This window comes from Nostoc commune NIES-4072, assembly GCF_003113895.1.
Classification (GTDB): domain Bacteria; phylum Cyanobacteriota; class Cyanobacteriia; order Cyanobacteriales; family Nostocaceae; genus Nostoc; species Nostoc commune.
In genome coordinates, this window is record NZ_BDUD01000001.1 from 141,276 (window position 1) to 161,309 (window position 20,034).

A 20,034-nucleotide genomic window follows, 5' to 3' on the forward strand; every position below is an offset into this window, starting at 1 on the left:
GAAATGCTGTACTAAGTGAGGAGTAAGGAGTTCTGTTAGCGGTAACGGGGCGTTTACCTGTGTTGAGTAAGGAAGTTTATCTTTGTCTCCCTGCTCCCTGCTCCCCTGCCCCTCTGCTTCCTACTTCCGGTTTCACTTGGACTGTGGCACCAGGCACTAGGTTGAATTGTCCATCAGTGACTACTTGTTCGTCTGGTTTCAACCCTTGCTTAATCACTGTTTCGTTCCCAACGGTGTCACCTACCGTAATTGGACGCATTTCTGCTGTTTTGTCAGGTTTGACTACATACACAAACTGTCCCTGTTGTCCACTTTGTACTGCTTGGGAAGGCACAGTAATGGCATTTGGTTCTTCGCTCAGTTTGAGTACTACATTGACAAACTGCCCCGGAAACAGGCGCTCGTCAGCGTTGGCAAAAGTACCCTTAAGTTGAATTGTGCCTGTTTGGGTATTGACTCCACTATCAACAAAGGTGAGTTCGCCTCGTACCGGATGCCCTGCATCTTTAGGAGGTAAAGCATCAACTGCTAATTTGCCGTTATTAGCACTGTATTTTTTGATGTCTGGCAGCAGTCGCTGTGGAATGGAAAAGTTGACATAAATCGGGCGAATTTGGCTGATTGTAATCAGTGGATCATCGGCATTCGCTTGTACCAAATTGCCTTGATTTAGTTTGAGGCTTCCTGTACGTCCAGCAATTGGTGAGTAAATAGAACTGTAAGAAAGCTGAACTTTGGCATTAGCGATCGCAGCTTCATCTGAAGCTACTGCTGCCTGGGCATTTTGGACATCTGCTTGGGCTGCCGCCACTGCTGCTTGAGCATTTGCCACACCACCTCGATCTGCGTTTACCGTTGCCTGTTGAGCATTAGCAGTAGTCTGATACTGTTCCGCCTGTTCTTTACTGATTGCCCCTTGCTTGAGCAAGCTAGCATAACGTCGAGCCTGCACATTTGCATTTGTTGCCTGGGACTTATCCTTCATTACATTCGCTTTTGCCTGGTTCACCTGGGCGATCGCTTGTAGCACATTTGCCTGTGCCTGTTTCACCTGCGCTAAATCTTTGGCTTTGGCAGCATTAGCTTGCATCAGTGCGGCTTGTAGAGGGCGGGAATCAATTTTAAATAACAAGTCTCCTTTCTTAACGTTCTGTCCTTGCTGAAAATAGACTCCCGTAAGTTGTCCACCCACTTGAGACTTGACAGATACTGTAGAATATGCTTCTACTGTTCCCGTAGCCGATAGCTGTATTGGAATCGTTTTTTGAGCCGCAGTAGCAACCACCACTGGTACAGCTCGTTTTTTTCCTGTTTCTTTTCCAGTTGATTGGGCTTCGGAAGCATTACAGGCACTACACAAATAGGCCAGACTTAAAATAAGTAGCGAGAACCGCCCTCTTTGAATAACGCTCTGAAAACGAGGAACAGTTTGAGCGGCCAAGGACGAAGAGTTTATCGTCTGAACAGGGGCTAAACAGCGCATATCAACAATTCTGGAGGAAAGGGGAAAAGACAGACACGTACTAGCTTGTCATTAGACATCGCATTTTCCGCAAAATGGATGGTTGGTTGCGATTAATCTAATTAGAGAAGCGTAATATTAGTTAAGCTAAACATTAGTGTACTAATATTATGTTTTTTCGCCTACCCCTTTAGGAGAGAAATTGTTGTTAAATTTTATGTAAGTTTATTTTACGAAGGCGTAGTTTACCGCCGTAGGCATCGCAGTTTATCTTTCAGCCCAAATAAATATTTTGACTCATCTCACGGCTACAAAAACATCGCTTGTCTTTCCGACATATTGCGATCGCGACACTCGTAGACTCGTTAACGCTCCGCTATCGTTTTCATAAAAAGCCGTGCAAAAATCAAAGTCATTAGTACCAATGACTAATGACCAATGACTGATGACTAATAACTAAATTTAAGCAGCACAAAAAATCGGGGCAGGTTTGGAACCCGCCCCGACATCTGATATACTGCGCCCAACGGCTGTTGCTACAGGCTTTAAACTATCAACTAAATGCACCATATCTTCTAAAGAAAGTGCTTGACGAGCATCAGAAACAGATTTTTCTGGTTCTGGGTGACATTCAATAATTAATCCATCAGCACCGCAAGCGATCGCAGCCCTAGCGACAGGTGCAACCAACTCTCGTTTTCCAACGGCATGGGAAGGATCTACAATCACAGGCAGGTGAGTTATTTGTTTGAGTGCTGCCACTGCCCCTAAATCTAGAACGTTACGGGTGTAATCATCGAAACTGCGGATACCTCTTTCGCACAACACCACATCAGCATTCCCGTGGCTGAGGATATATTCAGCAGCCATAACGAATTCTTCAATTGTCGCTGCTAAACCACGTTTAAGTAGTATTGGTTTACCAGCTTGTCCCAAAGCTTTGAGCAAGTCGAAGTTTTGCATATTGCGGCTACCAACTTGAAGCATATCAGCATGGGCGGCGACTACTTCAATTTGAGAAATTGACATAACTTCGGTGACAACTGGCATAAGGTAATGCGATCGTATCCTTGCCAAAATTTCTAATCCTTCTTCTCCCATACCTTGGAAAGCATAGGGAGATGTGCGGGGTTTGTAGACACCGCCACGCAACCCTTGGACAGATGCAGTAGATAGCATTTGGGCGACTATCTCCATTTGTTCTAGACTTTCAACAGTGCAGGGGCCGCCGATAATTACCAGTTCTTCGCTCCCGAAAGCGACTTTTTTTGAGATTTTAACGATTGTTTGGTGGTTCAAATGAGATTGTGCGGCAAGTTTGGCGTTAATCATGGTTTCGTTCTCCTAAAAATTGAGTATTGGGCACTATTTTGCGATAAAAAAAAGCCCGAAACCTTTGAAGAGTTCCGGGCGCGTTCTGAATCATCGACATGACGCTATTTACCCGGAATTTAGTCTGGGCCAAAAGTAAAAGCCATAAAACCAGCTATTTAAATAAGTCATGACGATGAAATTCTCCTTAAAACAACAAAAACCGCAGAGTTCGCTCTGCGGTTCACCGGGGGGTTTCCGTTAGGAAACTCAATTCACTCCCTGTGAACCACCCTAAACCAAAAATAAAAGTAGGAATTTGTGTGAAGCATTTGTGGGGCTTTTGCTAGAAAACTTAATAAATATGCCTATTTAAAGTAACATTAACAGGAACACTAGGCGGTGTCAAGACCCCCCACAAACTATAAAAAAAGCGATAGACTCAGTACAAATGTGGGAGTAAAGACTAGTAACGCTTGGCAAAATTCAAAATCACGCCCTGTTCTGATTGTGTAGTGAAGTGAAGTGCTAGTTGCTTGTTTGCGTAGATAAAGAAAGCTGCTTGTTATTAGATATCACTCTAGTTAATAAGTTTACAAATTATTGTTGTGTCATGACTAATGGGTAGTGTAGATGATCAAAAATCAATGGTAAAAAATCTAAAAATTCAGAATCTGGCGATTCTCTAAAAGAAGAGAATACAGCAAAATCAAGGTCATCAGAGAGAACTCTAAAGGGTGACTTCCGTCTCTGAGAAGTTTAAAAAGCCAGGATTGAGAAGTTAAAATATATAATTCTCCTGACTTGTCACCTCAACTTGCGAAAGCTTATTACAGACAATTGACGATCGCCATACATTTTTCTTACCTAAGTCCTCATTGACCAGATCAACTTTTTAGGATCATTCAGTTTGATTATGCCCAGTTCCAAAATCTTAGCCCAATCTTTCGACTATTATGGAGTTTACCCCTGCCCAGTCTGTCGGATAGGTAAGATTTCTCACATGCCAATGATGGAAGCTATGGCTTGTGACTTTTGCCAAGAGATTTTTACAGTCAACTTAGAACTAGAGCAAATCAAGATGCCTTCTAGACAACCACCCTTAATTTGGCGTTGGAATGGGTTTAGTTGGACAGAAGGCCAGTTGGAAGGCGTGGAATTAGGTTGGGGTTATGGACTAGCAGCAGCAATTTTTGTAATTCTTCCCACTTCTTTAATTGGCATAGTAGCTTACTATTTCCCTGCTAATCTTAAGGAACCCATTACTTGGACACCATATATTTGGACGATATTAACTTTCTTATCACATTTATCAATTATTGTTTGGATTGTGATTGAAATTTATCAAATTCCAGTTGCAGCATATTTGAGAGCGATCGCTCGATGGAGAAATGGGGAGATGGGGAGATGAGGAAGTGGCAAAAGAGGAGCAGGGGGAGCAGGGGAGGCAGGGGAAGATGAGGGAGCGGGAGAAACTAATGCCCTATGCCTAATGACTAATGACTAATGACTAATGACATAATGATGCAGCGAATAAATGGCTCCATCACTCATAATTAAGTTGATTGTCCACCAAAATATCGTATGAGCGATCTGGAGCACTACTATAGAGTTTTGGAATTAGAGCCTGGGGCAACACTTGAAGAAGTGAACCAGGCTTACAAAGATTTAGTCTTTGTTTGGCATCCCGATCGCATTCCTAAAGACAATCTCCGTTTACAGCAGAAAGCACAAGACAAGCTGAAAGCCATAAATGAAGCTCGTGAAAAGTTGCGCTCTCTAAAAACCAAACATCAAACCACACATCACTCACCACCACCTCAACAGGAAAAACGATCTCAAACAACCCAGAAACCATACTCACCGCCACCTCAACAAGAAAAACCATCTCAAACAACCCACAAACCACCAAAGCAAAACTCAGACTTGAGTGGTAAAGACTACAGTCGGGCAAATTTGAGCAATAAAGACTTATCTGGCAGAAATCTGAGTTATGCCAATTTGAGCGGTGCTAATCTCAGCGATACTTTTATGCACAAAGTCAACCTCAGAGGGGCGAATTTATCTGAAGCAAATTTATTTCGGGCAAACCTACTTTTAGCGGATCTTAGAGAGGCGAATTTACGCGCCGCTAATCTGATTGGAGCGGATCTCAGTGGGGCTGACTTGCGAGGGGCCGACTTAACAGGAGCGCGGATTCGTTCTGGTGAGCGCCTTTTAGTTAAACTAGTTGGTACTAACTTAGCAGGGGCAATTATGCCTGATGGTTCAATTTATCAATAGCTGAGGCTGCGCTACGAAAAAGCAATCAAGCAGTTATTGTTTGGATGCAACAGATGATAGTGGCACAGCGTTGCTGTGCCCTTACAAGTGATCTGTATTCCAGATCCCTACAACCTGCCTGTAAAATTGAATATGATACCTCAAGGCTTTTAGGCACTGTGAACTTTTTTATTGGTTGTGCTGTTTGGGCATATAAAGGTTGGGCGGACGAACTCTATCCCCAAGGCACTCGTACTGCCGATTTTCTGCATCTCTACAGTCGTCGCTTCACCACTGTAGAAGGTAACACCACCTTTTATGCCGTGCCTAACCAAGAAACTGTAACCCGTTGGGCTGCCGAAACACCAGCAGGTTTTGAATTCTGTCTGAAACTACCGCGAGATATTACCCATCAAGGATTGCTGAAACCTTATATTCCGGCTGCATTAAAATTTCTGGAAGGGATGCGTCCTTTAGGTAAGCGTCTTGGCCCGATATTTGCCCAGTTACCACCCAGTTATGCACCTACATTGCTTGACGATTTGACCAACTTTCTGGAAGCTTGGCCACGTACAGAAACACCCCTAGCGTTAGAAGTTCGGCATCCCGACTGGTTCAGAGAACCCCATGCAAGTAATTTGACGACACTTTTAAAAAGGCTCGGTGTGGGACGGGTATTGTTAGACTCGCGCCCCATTTACACTGGAGATGATGACCCTCAGTTGCAATCGGAACGGCGTAAACCTAAATTACCGTTGCAATTGAGTGTGACAGCACCTTTTACTCTAATTCGATTTATTTCTCATCCAAATTTATCAGTGAATCAGCCGTTTATGGAAGAGTGGGTGAGGCAGATTCAGCAATGGTTGCAAATGGGAGTGCGAATTTATTTCTTTGTTCATTGTCCAATAGAAGCGCGATCGCCTAGCACAGCCCGTCACTTCCAACAGCTATTGGAACAGAGTCACACACCAGTTCCACCCCTACCTTGGAATAACCTTGAGCATCCCCCTAATCAACTCAGTTTATGGTCTTGAAAAGCAGGACGTAAGGAGTAGGGTAACTAAGCCCACAGAATGAGATTTCTAATTTTTTAACTTTTACAAAATATTTCATGTTTAGTAATAAAAAAAGAGCGATAATTAGTGTTACGATACTTTCTTGTTAAAGCTTGATATTCCTTTTTGCTTGACAAAAGGTGTAATAGCCCTCTTGGTTAAATGGCAATGAGGCTTTAGGTGATACATAAGTATATTTAACAGAAAAGCATTGAATTTTGATGTAAATGTGATTTAAGCGAATTTTTTGAGACAGTTACACCAAAGGAGGTTGAAATGAGTCGTCTTCTTTATGAAAATTCAGTCTCTTACAAAGGATATCTCATCATTCCATTTGTGTTTGGGAAACTTGATAATTACGAAATTTATTCGTATAAATTGCTATCAGAGGTTGGGCACACAAGCCAATTTCATAAAGCAGAAAATCCAGCAGGAATCTATGGAAGTAACGTTAGTAATATCATTGATATTGCTAAAGAACATATTGATAAAAATTCAGAGTTTGTTAGCCGGAAAGATAATTTTAAATCTCGCTACATTTCCCGAAACAATTTGATAATTATTTCCCAAGAAGGTGACAAATATTTTTATGACCATTATCCACCAGAGTTATTGAATAATATTGCAGCTCCAAAATTATTCCAATCCGAATATGAATGTTTGAGTTGGATTAAGCAAGGGCTGAATGGGGAACATGTGCGGCAAAGAGCTATTTGAATAAGGTAGGAGTTAGCCCTTAAAACAAGCTTTATTCTGGTTTTAAGAATTAACTTCTGTACCTAACTAAGTTAAAATATGCTATGGATTGTCCATTTGTGCCAGAAGCAGCACGAGCCGAAGTTATTCGCCCACACGTTGGCAATTAAGTTTTATGCTGCTGCGATCGCTATCTCAATTGCAGTTGTTCAGCCTTGGTTTTCGCTCTATTAAACTGGGATATTGTAGCTAAATTCATACGGTTGGTAGTATGTATGAGCGATCGGGGGGCATTAAATATTGCTTTCTCCCATTCCCGTACTCCCCATTCCCTATTCCCTTTAATTTTTATTTGCTCTAGACTCGACCTTAACGCACCTTTATCCGATCATGAAGAATGATTAAGAAAAACGAGTATAGACAAATATGATAAAAATGCTAGCTGAAAACTTGATTGGAATTGACACAAGATTACAAATTAATTGGGTTTGGCTAAATGCCAGCTTGCAGTTTGTTAGTTGGGGACTTTTTTCACTTTTACTCGCTGAGGTCTTGAGAGACAGTTACCATGCTTTGTGTCACCAAGTCAATTGGCTTGCTAAATGGCACAACAAGCACCACATGGCTTATCGCCGTGATTTATCAATAGTTTCCCTGAAAGTTTACCAAGAATCCCAACTCTATCACGACATTTTAGAGTCGAGTCTACTGCTAGTGGTATTGGTAGTCATTGCCTTAATTGTCCAGCATAAGGGGTTATGGCTGGGAGTAGCTTATGGTTGCACCTTCTTGTATGGCGCGTCTGTACGATATTTCCAGGGAAAAATTGATACAGACTACAACCACCTACCCGGCCCTTTAGAGACAATACCATCCATTTGGTGGGTGAATCGGACTTACCATTGGCGGCATCATTTTGATGATGTCAACGCTTACTACAGTGGTGTTTTTCCCCTAGTGGATAAAATTCTTGGTACAGGACTGTCTCTTAAAGGTAAAACCATCGCTTTAACCGGAGCATCAGGAGCGTTGGGACAAGCATTAGCGGCTGAACTTGTAAAGAATAATGCTAAAGTCGTGGCATTAACCACTAATCCAGAAAAACTAGTAGAGCAAGTTGGGGTGAAGGTGGTTCCTTGGCAGTTGGGTAATGAAGCCAATTTAAGAGATAGTTTAGAGAAAGTAGATATTTTAATTATCAACCACGGAATCAATGTCTACGCCAGCCGCACATCGGAGGCTATCAATACCTCATACGAGGTGAATACCTTTTCAGCATTGCGGTTGATGGATATATTTTTGACAACTGTAACAGGCCCACAAGCAAAAGCAACCAAGGAAATCTGGGTGAATACTTCTGAGGCTGAGGTTTCTCCAGCACTGAGTCCGCTTTATGAACTCAGCAAAAGAGCGTTAGGAGATATTGTTACCCTGAAGCGTTTGGACGGGGATTGTGTAATTCGCAAGCTAATTCTTGGCCCATTTAAGAGTCAACTGAATCCTTATGGAGTGATGTCTGCACAGCAAGTTGCTCGTGCTATCTTGTTTTTCGCTCGACGAGACTTCCGAAATATTATTGTGGCAATAAATCCTCTCACCTATCTGCTATTTCCCTTAAAAGAAACCAGTGCGTCGCTATACTATCGAGTCTTCAGCCGCACAGCGAAAAGTGAACAGGAGTTACGCAAACAATAGCCGAAACCCTCATTTTCACGTAGGGGCAGTTTATGAATTGCCCTTGCGTAGGCGTAGTTTGTCACAGGCGATCGCTCCGAGTGAGTGCTGATTATTTAATATTGAAAAAAGCCTATGATTATGCACTTTTAAACTGGTAAAGCTATTTTGTACTAGATTTTGAGCAATTATTGCCCTAACATAAAATACTGATCAAGTAAGAACGAATTGCTTGGTCTACAGTTACAATTGTTAAATTATGTTGTAAAGCTTGACAAATCAGCATTCTATCAAAAGGATCGCGATGTAATAATGGTAAATTCAAGAGTTGAGCAACACTTCCTTCATCTAGGTTAAGACTACTGATTAAATGCTGCTGACGCTGTTTGATAAGGTAGATTTCAGGTGATTCTGGTAATGGTAATTTACGTAATTGATATTTAATAGTTGCTTCCCAAACTGAAACGCAACTTAAATATACGTCGTTATTTAAATCACGAATGCTATTTTGTAAATGAATTGGTAATTTCTGATCGCCACTAATAAACCATAAAAAAATATGGGTATCTAATAATAGTTTCATTTACCCTCAAAACTATTCAAAATCTCTTCAGGTAATGGACTATCAAAATCATCAGGAACAATGAACTCCCCAGCACATAACCCATAAGGTCTAATTTGTTGAGAAGTGGGTGAAACTGGTTTAATTTCTGCAATAGGTTTACCTGATTGCGTGATAATAATACTTTCTCCTGCTGCTACTTGGCGAAGATAGCTAGTTAGATTTCGTTGGATTTCATCAAGTGTTACGGTTAACATGATATGTGTCTGTAGGAATATTTATAGTATATCAAGTTAACAGTTTGAAGTTATGACAATGACTATTCCAAATTTAGCAGCAGCTTTTAATGATTAGACTCATAAAATACCGTTAACGAAGGATAAATCATAAATGATCCGCTATACTAAAGATTAAGAAATTATTGGAAATCTACTAAAAACATCTATTAATTTTTATCAAAATAAACACGCAATCTTCTTATCAATTATTTAAACATATAATTTAATACCTTTATAGCATATTCTGTAAAAACTGTTTTATCAAAGTATTGCCATAGTAGCTTTAAGCTGCCGCCCTGACATTTTAGCTCACAAATCTTATAAGCAGTATCACAATCAATTCCTACTGCCTCAAAAAGCTTAAATAGAGGATAATTAAAATGCCAGGCTAATCGTTTTACTACAGCAAGGTCTTCCTCTGAAACAGGATAGTATGTTCTGTTAAATGATTGTAAAATATACTCATAAGATTCTCCACAAGCTATCAACTGTCCAAAATCACCAATTAACCCATCAGGCAAGTTTGTTCTTTCTAAAGTTATACGTATGTAATCGTTAAAATCAGACATAAAGTTTTTTGTTAAGTTAATTAATCTAAACAGATGCAAAACCAGTAAACTGGCGAACATAAGGTGATCTAAAACCTAAAACAATATCTGTTGTCGGCACACCTAATTCTACTAATTGATCAGCTATTCCTTCTTCAGTAAAATCGCGTTGAATCCAAATTTTATCATCCTTGATACTAATATGAATTGGGCATCCATACACTCTTTCTTCATCATGCCATCCCACATATACTAATAAATAGCGATCGCGTTCTGTATCAAAGACAATTTCGGTATTTTCTAAATCTTCCTGGGGTTGCTCATTTGCATATTTATAGATGATTTTTTTCACTAATTCCCGATAATCTAATTTTTCCATAATACTATTTCCTGTTTCTGAACATGAAAAACGAATAATTTGATTTCATACCGTTCTAATACACTTTGAATAAAAGAATCTATAAAAAACTCTTGATAGATGTCTTTAGATATTGCTAAATATAATACTCGCTCAGATTCCTTTTGTTCTAATGCTACCCTCTAGTTCAAAAATTGACCTATAGCTGTATGGAACTCTGAGATTGCTGACACCCCAATAAAACTTTTTACCTCTACTGCTATTTTTTGCTCATCTTTTTCAGCCGAAATTAACTTTTGCGCTCCTAAGTCTATTTTAATTCTAATTTGTTCCGAGAGTTTAAAAAACAAGGGATCATGTGTAATTTTCCAGCCATCTTTTTCTAAGGCTACTTTCACAGTATTATGAAAAATATCTTTTGCTGACATATAGAAAATAATAATCTAAGTCATATCTTACCTGATTTTTTAAGTAAGCTGTTGCACTTTGCGCTCTCTGTATCTACCCTGCGGGTTCTGTTTGCAGTATGCGCGAAACACAAAAAAAGGGATAAGCCCAAAAGCCTATCCCCAAAAAAATCAACTAATCAATGTATCAAGTTCCACTTGTCCAAGAGTTGATGTACTCAATTTGATCGGCAGTTAAGCTATCAATTGTGATACCAATAGCCTGCAACTTCAACCGAGCAATTTCTTGATCAACTTCAACAGGAATTGAGTGCAAACCAGGTTGCAATTTACCTTTATTCTTCACCAGAAATTCACAAGCCAAAGCTTGGTTCGCAAAACTCATATCCATTACTGCGCTGGGGTGTCCTTCAGCCGCAGCTAGGTTAATCAAGCGTCCTTGTCCGAGAACGACAACTGATTTACCATTTTTCAATTTGTACTCTTCGGTGAAAGGACGAACTTCTTTGATTTCCTTAGCTTGTGCAGCCAAGTATTTCAAATCAAGTTCCAAGTCAAAGTGACCGGAGTTACAAACGATCGCACCGTCTTTCATGACATCGAAGTGTTCACCACGAACGACGTGCTTGTTACCTGTCACAGTGATAAATATATCACCTTGGGGTGCAGCTTCTGCCATTGGGAGGACGCGGAAGCCATCCATTACGGCTTCAATTGCCTTGATGGGGTCGATTTCGGTGACGATGACGTTAGCACCCATCCCACGGGCGCGGAGGGCTGTACCTTTACCACACCAGCCATAACCGACGACGACAATGTTTTTACCAGCCAACAAAATATTTGTGGCGCGGATAATGCCATCTAGGGTTGATTGCCCAGTACCATAGCGATTATCAAAGAAGTGCTTGGTGTCAGCGTCGTTGACGTTGACTGCGGGGAAGGTGAGAACGCCTTCTCTAAACATGGCGCGTAAGCGCACGATCCCGGTGGTGGTTTCTTCGGTGCTACCAATCAAATCAGCAATTTGGTGTTGGCGTTCTTGTACCAAAGTTGCAACCACATCGCTACCGTCATCAACAATAATGTTGGGGCGATGATCTAAAGCTATTTGAACGTGGCGGTTATAAGTTGCGTTATCTTCGCCTTTTTGAGCAAAGACGGGAATTTCATGATCGACGACGAGGCTAGCGGCTACGTCATCTTGCGTTGATAAAGGATTGCTAGCAATTAAAAGCGCATCTGCACCACCGGCTTTCAGAGCGATCGCCAAATGTGCTGTTTCTGTTGTAATGTGGGCGCAAGCTACAAGGCGTAAACCAGCGAAAGGTTTCTCGATAGCAAAGCGATCGCGGATTTGCCGCAAAACTGGCATTTCGCGTCCAGCCCATTCAATACGCTGTCTACCCAAGGCAGCTAGGCCGAGGTCTTTAACCTCGTGCTTTAATCGGGGAGAAGTTGCGGTCATCAAAAGTTACCTCAAAAAATAAAAAAAGCTACGTAAATTTTACGCACTCTACTAGGTTATTCTACGACTGCTGATTTTTGCTTATATGCAAATCATTAGTCAATAGTCCTCAAAACTAGCTTGACGTTTGATCGGCGGAATGTCAACTTTATCCCCAGGTTCTTCCTTTTTGTTTTATCTTTGGAAAAAGTAAGACCTTCTAACTCTGTAAATGCCGATTTTAAGTATATCGTCATCTGTCTATAGATATAATACACACAAAAAAAACATCAAAATTTCATCGTCTCAAAGCAAAACCTCAACTTTAGATAGGTACATCTACCCAAAGTAATTACGCAGGATAGTTAAAGTAATGATAAATAGATTTTACTCAAGGAGGTGTTTGAGTGCGCTTTCAATTTTTGGCGTTGGCTTTGCCCGCCGTAGGCATCGCTAGTTCAATGGCTATAGCTGTTGTATCTGTGCCAAAAGCCACAGCCCAAATTCCTTCGTTACCTCAGCTGCTACCATCTCCCAGCAGTGTGAGTAATGATGCAAATAATAGACTTGTTACAGGCTGGATTTATTTAGATGGTCGTCGGTTATTTCAGATAGCGGCATCAAGAAGCAACTTTCCTGAGCGTTCAGAAGATATCCAAAAGAAGTTGGAGAAAATTGCCCAAAATTACTTCCAGTCACCAGCAAAAACAGCAGTCAAGGTAGAAGTTCGTGAAGCCAACGGATTACCAGTAATTTATGTCAACGGTCAATACCTGATGACCATTACTTCTGAGGATGCTGGACTCCGAGAGGTAGATATATGGACATCGGCAAATCAAATCAAAGAATCGTTGCAAGAAGACTTGCAACAAGCAAAGCAAGAAAGACAAACTCAATTTTTAATCGACCAAGGCAAAATTGCTGCGGGCATTGGACTGACAATGATTGTGATGAGTTGGGGGGTATATAGCTGGCAAAGGCGTTCCAAAAACGATGCAGTACACCCCCTTGCCTCCCAACCCCCCAGAGGGCCCCTACCAACAGCAGCAGCCCAACCAATTGCAACCCAACTGAATCAACAGGAACATCGACATATCCAAGAAGTCAAAAGACGATTGTTTCAGCTAACTCAAGCCGGAATTTGGGGAGGTGGAAGTTTCTTTATCTTGGGTCTATTTCCCTACACACGACCATTTCAGGTAGGCATTCTCACAGCTGCCCAATTTCCTTTGCGATTAGGTGTTGTGTTCTTGGGAACTTACGTAGCAATCCGTCTCATCTATGCCCTCATTGACCGTTTCACCACCACTCTGATCAGCAGTGGTGCTTTATTGACTCCAGAAAGTTCTGAACGGCTGCAACTGCGAGTTTCTACATTTTCCGGCGTGACTAAAAGCATCGCTACTGGTATCTGCGTAGGAGTAGGCTTTTTGCTAGCCCTAGTATCATTGGGGATAGATATCGTTCCCTTGCTAGCTGGTGCGAGTTTAGTTGGTGTTGCAGTGTCTCTAGCTTCGCAGAACTTAATTAAAGACGCGATTAATGGCTTCCTGATTATTTTAGAAGACCAGTACGCTTTAGGCGATGTGATTACTGTGGGAGACGTGGGAGGTCTAGTAGAAAATCTAAATCTGCGGATGACCCAAGTGCGTGATTCCGAAGGGCGTTTGATCACAATTCCCAATAGTGAAATTAAAGTTGTTGCCAATCTTTCTAGCCGTTGGTCACGAGCCGATTTAACGATCCCCATCGCCTACCAAGCCGATATTGAAAAGGCTTTGAAATTAATTGAAAGTATTGGTTTTGACATGGATAAAGAACCGCAATGGGAGCGTCAAATTCTGGAAACACCGCAAGTTTTGGGGATAGATCAATTTGGCGATCGCGGTTTAATTATTCGTGTATGGATTAAAACACAGCCCCTAAAACAATGGGATGTAGCACGGGAGTTTCGCCGCCGCCTGAAAGTTGCCCTAGACGAAGCTGGAATTTCCATTTCTGTTCCTCAGCAAGCAATTTGGGTCAATGATGAGCAATTGTTAAATTTTCAGAGTAATGGCAATGGCAAAGCTAATTAGAAATTTGGATTTGTTAATCTGGCACTTATAAATGTAGGGTGGGTTCTGGCTTGCCGTGATCCACCCTACAAGATTACAAATGTCTGACTAGAAAAAGAGCCTCTAATCAGCCATTCCCATGCTGTGCATGGGAACGAGAGAATAGAATGAGCCTTTGAACTCCGTGAATGAGTCTTTTAGCTCCATTAATGAGTCTTTTGGCTCCATTAATGAGTCTTTGAACTCCACTCCCTTGCTCTCCTTGGCTTCTTAAAAATTCCCAATCCCCAATTTTGTGCGATCGCCTATACTAAGCCTTAATAATCCTTATATTAATAAAAAGCTACTACCTCACTAACGAGTCTTGAATTCCCTAATTTATGTTTGTCAATACCTTCATCAGACGTCCAGTCCTGACGACGGTCTGCACGTTCATTATTTTGCTGCTGGGAAGCATCTGTATTCCGATCCTTCCCATTTCTCAGCTACCAGACCTCGCCCCAGTGCAAATCACCGTTAACTCCAACAATATTGGTGCGGATGCTCAAACTACAGAAAATACTGTCACCAACATTATTGAGCGACAAATTAATGGTGTTAAAGATGTATCTTATATATCTTCTAATACGGGTAATGATGGTTCCAGCAATATAACTGTCTCCTTCCCAACTAATGTCAATAGCGATATTGCTCAAGTAAACGTTCAAAATAAACAAGCACTCGCTTCACCGCAATTGCCAGATACTGTTCAACGAACAGGTGTCACCGTTGAAACAGCATCGAGCAGTCTGCTGCTCGTCTATGGATTTTACTCAGAAAATAATGAGTATGACAACATTTTTATCAGCAACTATGTTGATCTATATATTTTCGATCAGATTAAACGGCTTCCTGGTGTAGGAAGTGCTAGGGTTTTTGGGGAACGCAAATATGCCATGCGTCTTTGGCTTGATCCCAACAAGCTTGCCCAACATCAACTAACTCCTCAAGATGTGACAACTGCCCTGCAACAACAAAATATTCAGGTAGGTGCAGGGGCGATTGGTAAGGAACCAGCGCCAGATAATCAAAGTTTTGAATTTGCTTTACGAGCAACTAGCCGATTTAAAGATGCGGCTGAATTTGAGGATATGGTGCTGAAGGTTAATCAAGGTGGCATTAATAGCACCACTGATAGCAGCATCACTAATAACACCATTAATAGCACCCTAGTTAAGGTTAGAGATGTTGGTCGAGTTGAACTGGGAGCAGAGAACTATCTCGCTGATGCCAAATTCACTATCCCAGGAAATGCTCCCAAAGCAGCCGTGGGTTTGGGGATATATCAACTTCCAGGTAGTAATGCTTTGGATGTTGCCCATGCCGTTGAAGAGCAGATCAAAATACTAGAGAAGAGTTTTCCTCCTGGATTAAAAGCACAGTTGGCATTTGATACCACTCCGTTTGTAGAAATTTCTTTAGAAGAAGTTCTGCACACTCTGGTTGAGGCGATTATCCTGGTGGTCTTGGTAATTTTTGTCTTTTTGCAAGATTGGCGTACCACGATTATTCCCACTGTGGCAATCCCGGTTTCCCTGATTGGGACATGTGCGGCTCTGTTGGTTTTAGGATTTCAGATTAATACACTGACCTTATTTGGTTTTGTTCTAGCGATCGGTATCGTCGTGGATGATGCCATTATTGTGGTCGAGGCAGTTGCAGTCAAACTAGAGCAGGGCATGAGACCCTTTGAGGCCGCTGTCGAAGCCATGAAAGAGTTAACTGGGGCAATCATTGCCACTTCACTTGTACTCATGGCGGTATTCATTCCCGTAGCATTCATTCCGGGTACTACTGGGATTGTCTACAAACAATTTGCCTTAACCGTTGCTTGCTCCATTGCCATTTCGACCTTCAACGCCTTAACCTTCTCTCCGAGTATGGCAGCCATCCTCATGCGCCCGGCTCAGACTCCACGGGGGCCTTTAGGTTGGTTCTTTACACAATTTAATCGGGGATTTTCCTGGTTCACGCGCCGATATGTTGGGTTTGTTAGCTACCTTACCCATGTCAAGCCAATTGTAATTGGGGTTTTCATTACTGGTTTATTAGCAACGGTTTTGATGTACAGAGCAGTGCCTACCGGATTTATCCCAGAGGAAGACCAGGGTTACTTCTTTGTAATTGTCCAGGGGCCTGACGGGGTTTCTTTGCAGTACACTGAATCTGTGATGAACAAGGTGGTTAAAGAAGTAACATCGGCCCCCGAAGTTAGAGCTAGTTTTATGATCAGTGGCTTTGGTTTCGATGGTAATGCTTCTAATTTAGGCATTGCCTTTGCTAACCTGAAACCCTGGAAAGAGAGAGCTAATGAATCTCAATCTGTTTACGGCATACTTCAGAGGCTAAACAAAAAGCTCTCTACAATTACAGAAGCCAGAGCGATCGCTGTGAATGCTCCTCCGGTTAGAGGATTAAGTACTACAGGTGGTTTTGAGTTTATCATTCAAGACAAAACCGGAAGTGCGCCGATTGAAACCTTGGTTGATACTGCTCACAAATTCATTGCAGCCGCAAATAAAAACCCTGCTCTCCAACGAGTCTTCACTCAGTTCACCGCAGACACTCCCCAATTTGACATTCAGGTAAACCGCAACCAAGCCAAAGCTCTCAATGTCGAGATTAACGACATCTTTGGGGCATTGCAAACTTACTTGGGGTCGCAATATGTGAATAACTTTGTCCAAGGACAGCGACAGTATCGAGTATATGTCCAAGCAGATGGGGTTTTCCGTTCTAATCCAGATGATATTGGCAAGCTGTATGTTCGATCTGCAAGCGGGGCAATGATTCCGTTGAGCAATCTGGTGAAAGTTACTCCCTTTGTGGGGCCAAAAACCATCGCCCACTATAACTTGTACAGGTCAATCAAAGTCCAGGGCGCTCCGGCTCCTGGTGCTAGTTCTGGACAGGCGATTAAAGCGATGGAACAGCTAGCAGCAGAAATGTTACCTCAAGGATTTGGTTACGAGTGGACAGGGACTTATCTCCAAGAAAAGACATCTGGGGGAGCTACAGGCTTGATTTTTGCCTTAGCGATCGTTATTGTCTTTCTGGTGCTATCGGCTCAGTATGAAAGCTATATTGACCCAATCATTATTTTGCTGACAGTTCCCTTAGCAGTCTTGGGAGCAATGACGGCAATTTGGCTACGTTCTAATATTTTCATGGCAACTAGCCTTTTCCCGAAAGTGGTAGATGATATCTATTGCCAGGTGGGTTTGGTGACTTTGATTGGTCTAGCTGCCAAAAACGCGATTTTGGTTGTGGAATTTGCCAATCAGCTGCATGAGCAAGGCATGAGCTACACACGGGCGGCGGTGAAAGCCGGGCAAGAACGTCTGCGACCGATCTTAATGACTTCCTTTGCCGCGCTGTTAGGATTTTTGCCCTTGGTGATCTCTCAAGGGGCTGGAGCCAGTAGCCGTTGGTCTTTAGGAACAGCGCTCTTTGGGGGGCTGATGCTTTCAACATTCTTGAGTTTGTTCTTAGTACCAATTCTTTATATCTTAGTTAAGAGCTTGGCTCAGGCTGTATTTTCTCAGAAGCGATCGGGTGGCTCAAAACCTCCAGATTCTCCAAATGGAACTTCAGGATCTGAACATAGAGTTTTGCCTGCTGGCTCAAGTCAGCCAGAGACACAGCTCAGGTCTCAGCAGGATGGGATAACCTAACTTTTGCCGTTTCTTCTCTCTACAAGAGCGCGAACCCAAGAATGAGAAGCACCCATTATCAGCAAAGACTTAAGAAGTGAAAATGTGATGTCCATAACATCCTTTAACTCTGATACCATTTTCTGTAATTTCCTGCTTGCTAAAAAAATTAGTCGAATAGAAATTAAGTACTTAGATAAGGAAAAGTGAAATGGGACTTAGTGAGGGACTTTTGAACCCAACCAAAAAGGCTATGGTTATAAATGACTGTTGCAACATGATAGAAGGACAGCTTGCATCCAAGTCAGGCATGAGCGGCATCGCTTTAAAAACCGCCTTCGCCGCCCTGAAGGGAATCAAACCAGGGTATATCCCCTACGTCGTTGAGCAGATCCTGCCGCAGTGCTTCACAGCACTTGATCCCATCTGGAGTGAAGGCGTACAAAAAGGCAATCCAATTGAATACCTGAATGCGAATCGCTCTCAGACGGCAGACGCACTACTCGGTGTCACCGATGCTAGAGTTAAGAATGCCAAGCGCCAAATCGTGCGAGGAACCTATGAAAAATTTCGCGGTTCAGCCAAAAAGCACGTAGAAGAAGCAGTGCCAGACTTAGCCAAAGTAATCGATAACTACACTAAGTCCTGAGCCAGAAGGGAAGAATCACATTGAAAAATTCAGAATCAATTAATGGGGGATTCAGACCTGCGACTAATTAAAGACCACTAAACCGTAGATTTAGTGGGGAGCTTAAACCCACTTATTCAGACGCTCGTAGACTCCTTCGCGTTGCGCTATCCGGTTTTTTGGTCAAAATTCCTGCTGTTAGCGATAGCGGGGCGTTTAGCCCATTTTGACTCCTGACTCGTGAATTCTATTTCGATAAACGTATGCCACCGTTCGATGCGTCGGTGGCTGGCATACGGGGAAAAGATTACACTTGTAGGACTAAGGTTTTTGTCCAGGGTCTTGAGTTATATATATATCTACTAAATTTCCTGATACTTACCGAGTCAGCTTGAAAGAGCAAATAATCAGAAACTATCTGAATTATTGTTTGAATAAACTTTCAATTTATGAAAAAAGTTACCGTTTATCGATACCGCACTTATGGACTAATTGGGTTAATATCTTTAACTGCCGTATTAAGTACACCTACATCTGCCCTAACACAGTTGGCGGATGATTCCCCAATTGGGCAAACTTCCATCCCTGCTTCTAACTTAATCTGGCCGACTCAAGGGTTTATTTCTCAAGGCTTCCGCAAATATCAACATGAAGGAATTGATATTGCAGGGGTATCTGGAACTCCTATTGTTGCTGCTGCATCTGGTACAGTCATCAAAGCAGGTTGGGATAATTGGGGATTAGGCAATGCTATAACTATTAAACATCTTGACGGCAGTATCACTGTTTATGGTCACAATCGCCGTTTGTTGGTGAGCAAGGATCAACAGGTCATTCAAGGTCAAATTATTGCTGAGATGGGATCTACAGGCAACAGTACAGCGCCTCATCTGCACTTTGAAGTTCATCCCAATGGTCGAATAGCTGTTGACCCCCTTCGTTTGTTAACATCTTTAACTGCAACTGTTGGTTCTGCTTCTAAAGTTCAGCAAGTGGATAACCAAAACCACCCAGTCTCAACACCCCCACTAGCAAAACAAGTTTCACCTTCACAGCCAATTTCAATAGGTTTTGCACCTGTTAGCACTGATACTAAATGCAATGGAGTTACCATCATTGAGGGTGAGACTGCAAGTATTCGTGTAAAAGTCTGTGAAGAAAATGGTCAGTTATTTTATATTGGGCAGTTGAAACAAGACCCAAACAAGCCTATAAAAATCGCAGCTTTAAATATTGGCAAAGGCAAATATCGAGCGGATAATGGTAGTTTTTATTATTTAGTCAGCCCTGAAAAAGTGGAAGTTTGGCGAAATGGTACTCAGATGCGTTCTGATAGGTTTTATAATTTAACAAAATCGCCATAATGTAATTAATAGAGGATATGGTAGGCAGTGCGTTTCAATCGCTAATAGGGATTTTAGTTGATTGCAATCTATGGGAGAATTCGCCGTCACCAGCAAGTAAAAATTGTTTCAATCCCTAATAGGGATTTTAGTTGATTGCAATCTGAATTGGGAATTGAGAAAGACTTATCAGGCGAAGTAAAAATTGTTTCAATCCCTAATAGGGATTTTAGTTGATTGCAATAGCTGGCGTT

Annotated in this window: 17 protein-coding genes and 1 pseudogene; 10 read left to right on the forward strand and 8 right to left on the reverse strand. The window is 41.9% G+C overall.

Annotation, left to right across the window (positions count from 1 at the left end; all coding sequences use genetic code 11):
- Nucleotides 1-76 precede the first annotated feature (76 nt).
- Both CDC33_RS00600 and aroF read right to left on the reverse strand, forming a co-directional pair.
- Nucleotides 77-1,483 carry an efflux RND transporter periplasmic adaptor subunit gene (locus CDC33_RS00600; RefSeq protein WP_109006833.1) on the reverse strand — a complete coding sequence of 469 codons (1,407 nt, stop codon included), beginning with the start codon at nt 1,481-1,483 and terminating at the stop codon, nt 77-79.
- Nucleotides 1,484-1,924: 441 nt separating this feature from the next.
- Nucleotides 1,925-2,794 carry a 3-deoxy-7-phosphoheptulonate synthase gene (aroF, locus tag CDC33_RS00605; RefSeq protein ID WP_109006834.1) on the reverse strand — a complete coding sequence of 290 codons (870 nt, stop codon included), beginning with the start codon at nt 2,792-2,794 and terminating at the stop codon, nt 1,925-1,927.
- An 895-nt stretch (nt 2,795-3,689) separates the two neighbouring features.
- On the opposite strand from aroF, the gene CDC33_RS00610 reads away from it, so the two are divergent.
- From CDC33_RS00610 to CDC33_RS00630, 6 genes are all read left to right on the forward strand, one after another.
- A complete protein-coding gene (locus tag CDC33_RS00610; protein WP_109006835.1) occupies nt 3,690-4,184 on the forward strand; it encodes a hypothetical protein in 495 nt (164 codons plus the stop codon).
- A 173-nt stretch (nt 4,185-4,357) separates the two neighbouring features.
- On the forward strand, nt 4,358-5,056 hold the full coding sequence (locus tag CDC33_RS00615; protein WP_109006836.1) for a pentapeptide repeat-containing protein: 699 nt from the start codon (nt 4,358-4,360) through the stop codon (nt 5,054-5,056).
- Nucleotides 5,057-5,214: 158 nt separating this feature from the next.
- The gene (locus CDC33_RS00620; RefSeq protein ID WP_109012386.1) at nt 5,215-6,072 is read left to right on the forward strand and encodes a DUF72 domain-containing protein; all 858 of its coding nucleotides are present in this window, start codon (nt 5,215-5,217) and stop codon (nt 6,070-6,072) included.
- Nucleotides 6,073-6,369: 297 nt separating this feature from the next.
- Nucleotides 6,370-6,810, forward strand: a complete 441-nt coding sequence (locus CDC33_RS00625) for a hypothetical protein (RefSeq protein ID WP_109006837.1) — start codon at nt 6,370-6,372, stop codon at nt 6,808-6,810.
- A 78-nt stretch (nt 6,811-6,888) separates the two neighbouring features.
- Nucleotides 6,889-7,023 (forward strand): hypothetical protein, encoded by a 135-nt coding sequence (locus CDC33_RS41080; RefSeq protein ID WP_280524385.1) that lies wholly within the window; start codon nt 6,889-6,891, stop codon nt 7,021-7,023.
- Nucleotides 7,024-7,215: 192 nt separating this feature from the next.
- Nucleotides 7,216-8,484, forward strand: coding sequence for a bifunctional sterol desaturase/short chain dehydrogenase (locus CDC33_RS00630; protein ID WP_109006838.1), 1,269 nt, complete (start codon nt 7,216-7,218; stop codon nt 8,482-8,484).
- A 175-nt stretch (nt 8,485-8,659) separates the two neighbouring features.
- On the opposite strand, the gene CDC33_RS00635 is transcribed toward CDC33_RS00630, so the two are convergent.
- From CDC33_RS00635 to ahcY, 6 genes and pseudogenes are all read right to left on the reverse strand, one after another.
- Nucleotides 8,660-9,046 carry a type II toxin-antitoxin system VapC family toxin gene (locus CDC33_RS00635; protein WP_109006839.1) on the reverse strand — a complete coding sequence of 129 codons (387 nt, stop codon included), beginning with the start codon at nt 9,044-9,046 and terminating at the stop codon, nt 8,660-8,662.
- The gene (locus CDC33_RS00640) at nt 9,043-9,282 is read right to left on the reverse strand and encodes a type II toxin-antitoxin system Phd/YefM family antitoxin (RefSeq protein ID WP_109006840.1); all 240 of its coding nucleotides are present in this window, start codon (nt 9,280-9,282) and stop codon (nt 9,043-9,045) included. The genes CDC33_RS00635 and CDC33_RS00640 overlap by 4 nt, the downstream gene beginning before the upstream one ends.
- Before the next feature lie 227 nt (nt 9,283-9,509).
- Nucleotides 9,510-9,872 carry a hypothetical protein gene (locus CDC33_RS00645; protein ID WP_109006841.1) on the reverse strand — a complete coding sequence of 121 codons (363 nt, stop codon included), beginning with the start codon at nt 9,870-9,872 and terminating at the stop codon, nt 9,510-9,512.
- Between the two features lie 25 nt (nt 9,873-9,897).
- Nucleotides 9,898-10,230 (reverse strand): XisI protein, encoded by a 333-nt coding sequence (locus tag CDC33_RS00650; protein ID WP_109006842.1) that lies wholly within the window; start codon nt 10,228-10,230, stop codon nt 9,898-9,900.
- Nucleotides 10,218-10,637: pseudogene (locus CDC33_RS00655) on the reverse strand (XisH family protein). Before CDC33_RS00655 ends, CDC33_RS00650 begins: the two are co-directional and overlap by 13 nt.
- 166 nt (nt 10,638-10,803) lie before the next feature.
- On the reverse strand, nt 10,804-12,081 hold the full coding sequence (gene ahcY, locus CDC33_RS00660) for an adenosylhomocysteinase (RefSeq protein WP_109006843.1): 1,278 nt from the start codon (nt 12,079-12,081) through the stop codon (nt 10,804-10,806).
- 386 nt (nt 12,082-12,467) lie between these two features.
- Between ahcY and CDC33_RS00665 the strand changes: the two genes are divergently transcribed.
- The 4 genes from CDC33_RS00665 (at nt 12,468) to CDC33_RS00680 (ending at nt 19,801) form a co-directional block, all read left to right on the forward strand.
- A complete protein-coding gene (locus CDC33_RS00665) occupies nt 12,468-14,138 on the forward strand; it encodes a mechanosensitive ion channel family protein (protein ID WP_439956578.1) in 1,671 nt (556 codons plus the stop codon).
- Nucleotides 14,139-14,497: 359 nt separating this feature from the next.
- On the forward strand, nt 14,498-17,830 hold the full coding sequence (locus tag CDC33_RS00670; RefSeq protein ID WP_109006844.1) for an efflux RND transporter permease subunit: 3,333 nt from the start codon (nt 14,498-14,500) through the stop codon (nt 17,828-17,830).
- A gap of 190 nt (nt 17,831-18,020) precedes the next feature.
- Nucleotides 18,021-18,458, forward strand: coding sequence for a DUF6918 family protein (locus CDC33_RS00675; RefSeq protein ID WP_109006845.1), 438 nt, complete (start codon nt 18,021-18,023; stop codon nt 18,456-18,458).
- Between the two features lie 428 nt (nt 18,459-18,886).
- Nucleotides 18,887-19,801 (forward strand): M23 family metallopeptidase, encoded by a 915-nt coding sequence (locus CDC33_RS00680; protein WP_109006846.1) that lies wholly within the window; start codon nt 18,887-18,889, stop codon nt 19,799-19,801.
- Nucleotides 19,802-20,034 lie beyond the last annotated feature (233 nt).

Bases quoted from the DNA above. Each gene is read 5' to 3' on its own strand.
- CDC33_RS00645 (WP_109006841.1), bottom strand. From the start codon at position 9,872: ATGTCTGATTTTAACGATTACATACGTATAACTTTAGAAAGAACAAAC.
- CDC33_RS00625 (WP_109006837.1), top strand. From the start codon at position 6,370: ATGAGTCGTCTTCTTTATGAAAATTCAGTCTCTTACAAAGGATATCTC.
- CDC33_RS00640 (WP_109006840.1), bottom strand. From the start codon at position 9,282: ATGTTAACCGTAACACTTGATGAAATCCAACGAAATCTAACTAGCTAT.
- CDC33_RS00650 (WP_109006842.1), bottom strand. From the start codon at position 10,230: ATGGAAAAATTAGATTATCGGGAATTAGTGAAAAAAATCATCTATAAA.
- CDC33_RS00610 (WP_109006835.1), top strand. From the start codon at position 3,690: ATGCCCAGTTCCAAAATCTTAGCCCAATCTTTCGACTATTATGGAGTT.
- ahcY (WP_109006843.1), bottom strand. From the start codon at position 12,081: ATGACCGCAACTTCTCCCCGATTAAAGCACGAGGTTAAAGACCTCGGC.
- CDC33_RS00600 (WP_109006833.1), bottom strand. From the start codon at position 1,483: ATGCGCTGTTTAGCCCCTGTTCAGACGATAAACTCTTCGTCCTTGGCC.
- CDC33_RS00615 (WP_109006836.1), top strand. From the start codon at position 4,358: ATGAGCGATCTGGAGCACTACTATAGAGTTTTGGAATTAGAGCCTGGG.
- CDC33_RS41080 (WP_280524385.1), top strand. From the start codon at position 6,889: ATGCTATGGATTGTCCATTTGTGCCAGAAGCAGCACGAGCCGAAGTTA.
- CDC33_RS00670 (WP_109006844.1), top strand. From the start codon at position 14,498: ATGTTTGTCAATACCTTCATCAGACGTCCAGTCCTGACGACGGTCTGC.
- CDC33_RS00680 (WP_109006846.1), top strand. From the start codon at position 18,887: ATGAAAAAAGTTACCGTTTATCGATACCGCACTTATGGACTAATTGGG.
- aroF (WP_109006834.1), bottom strand. From the start codon at position 2,794: ATGATTAACGCCAAACTTGCCGCACAATCTCATTTGAACCACCAAACA.
- CDC33_RS00675 (WP_109006845.1), top strand. From the start codon at position 18,021: ATGGGACTTAGTGAGGGACTTTTGAACCCAACCAAAAAGGCTATGGTT.
- CDC33_RS00630 (WP_109006838.1), top strand. From the start codon at position 7,216: ATGATAAAAATGCTAGCTGAAAACTTGATTGGAATTGACACAAGATTA.
- CDC33_RS00635 (WP_109006839.1), bottom strand. From the start codon at position 9,046: ATGAAACTATTATTAGATACCCATATTTTTTTATGGTTTATTAGTGGC.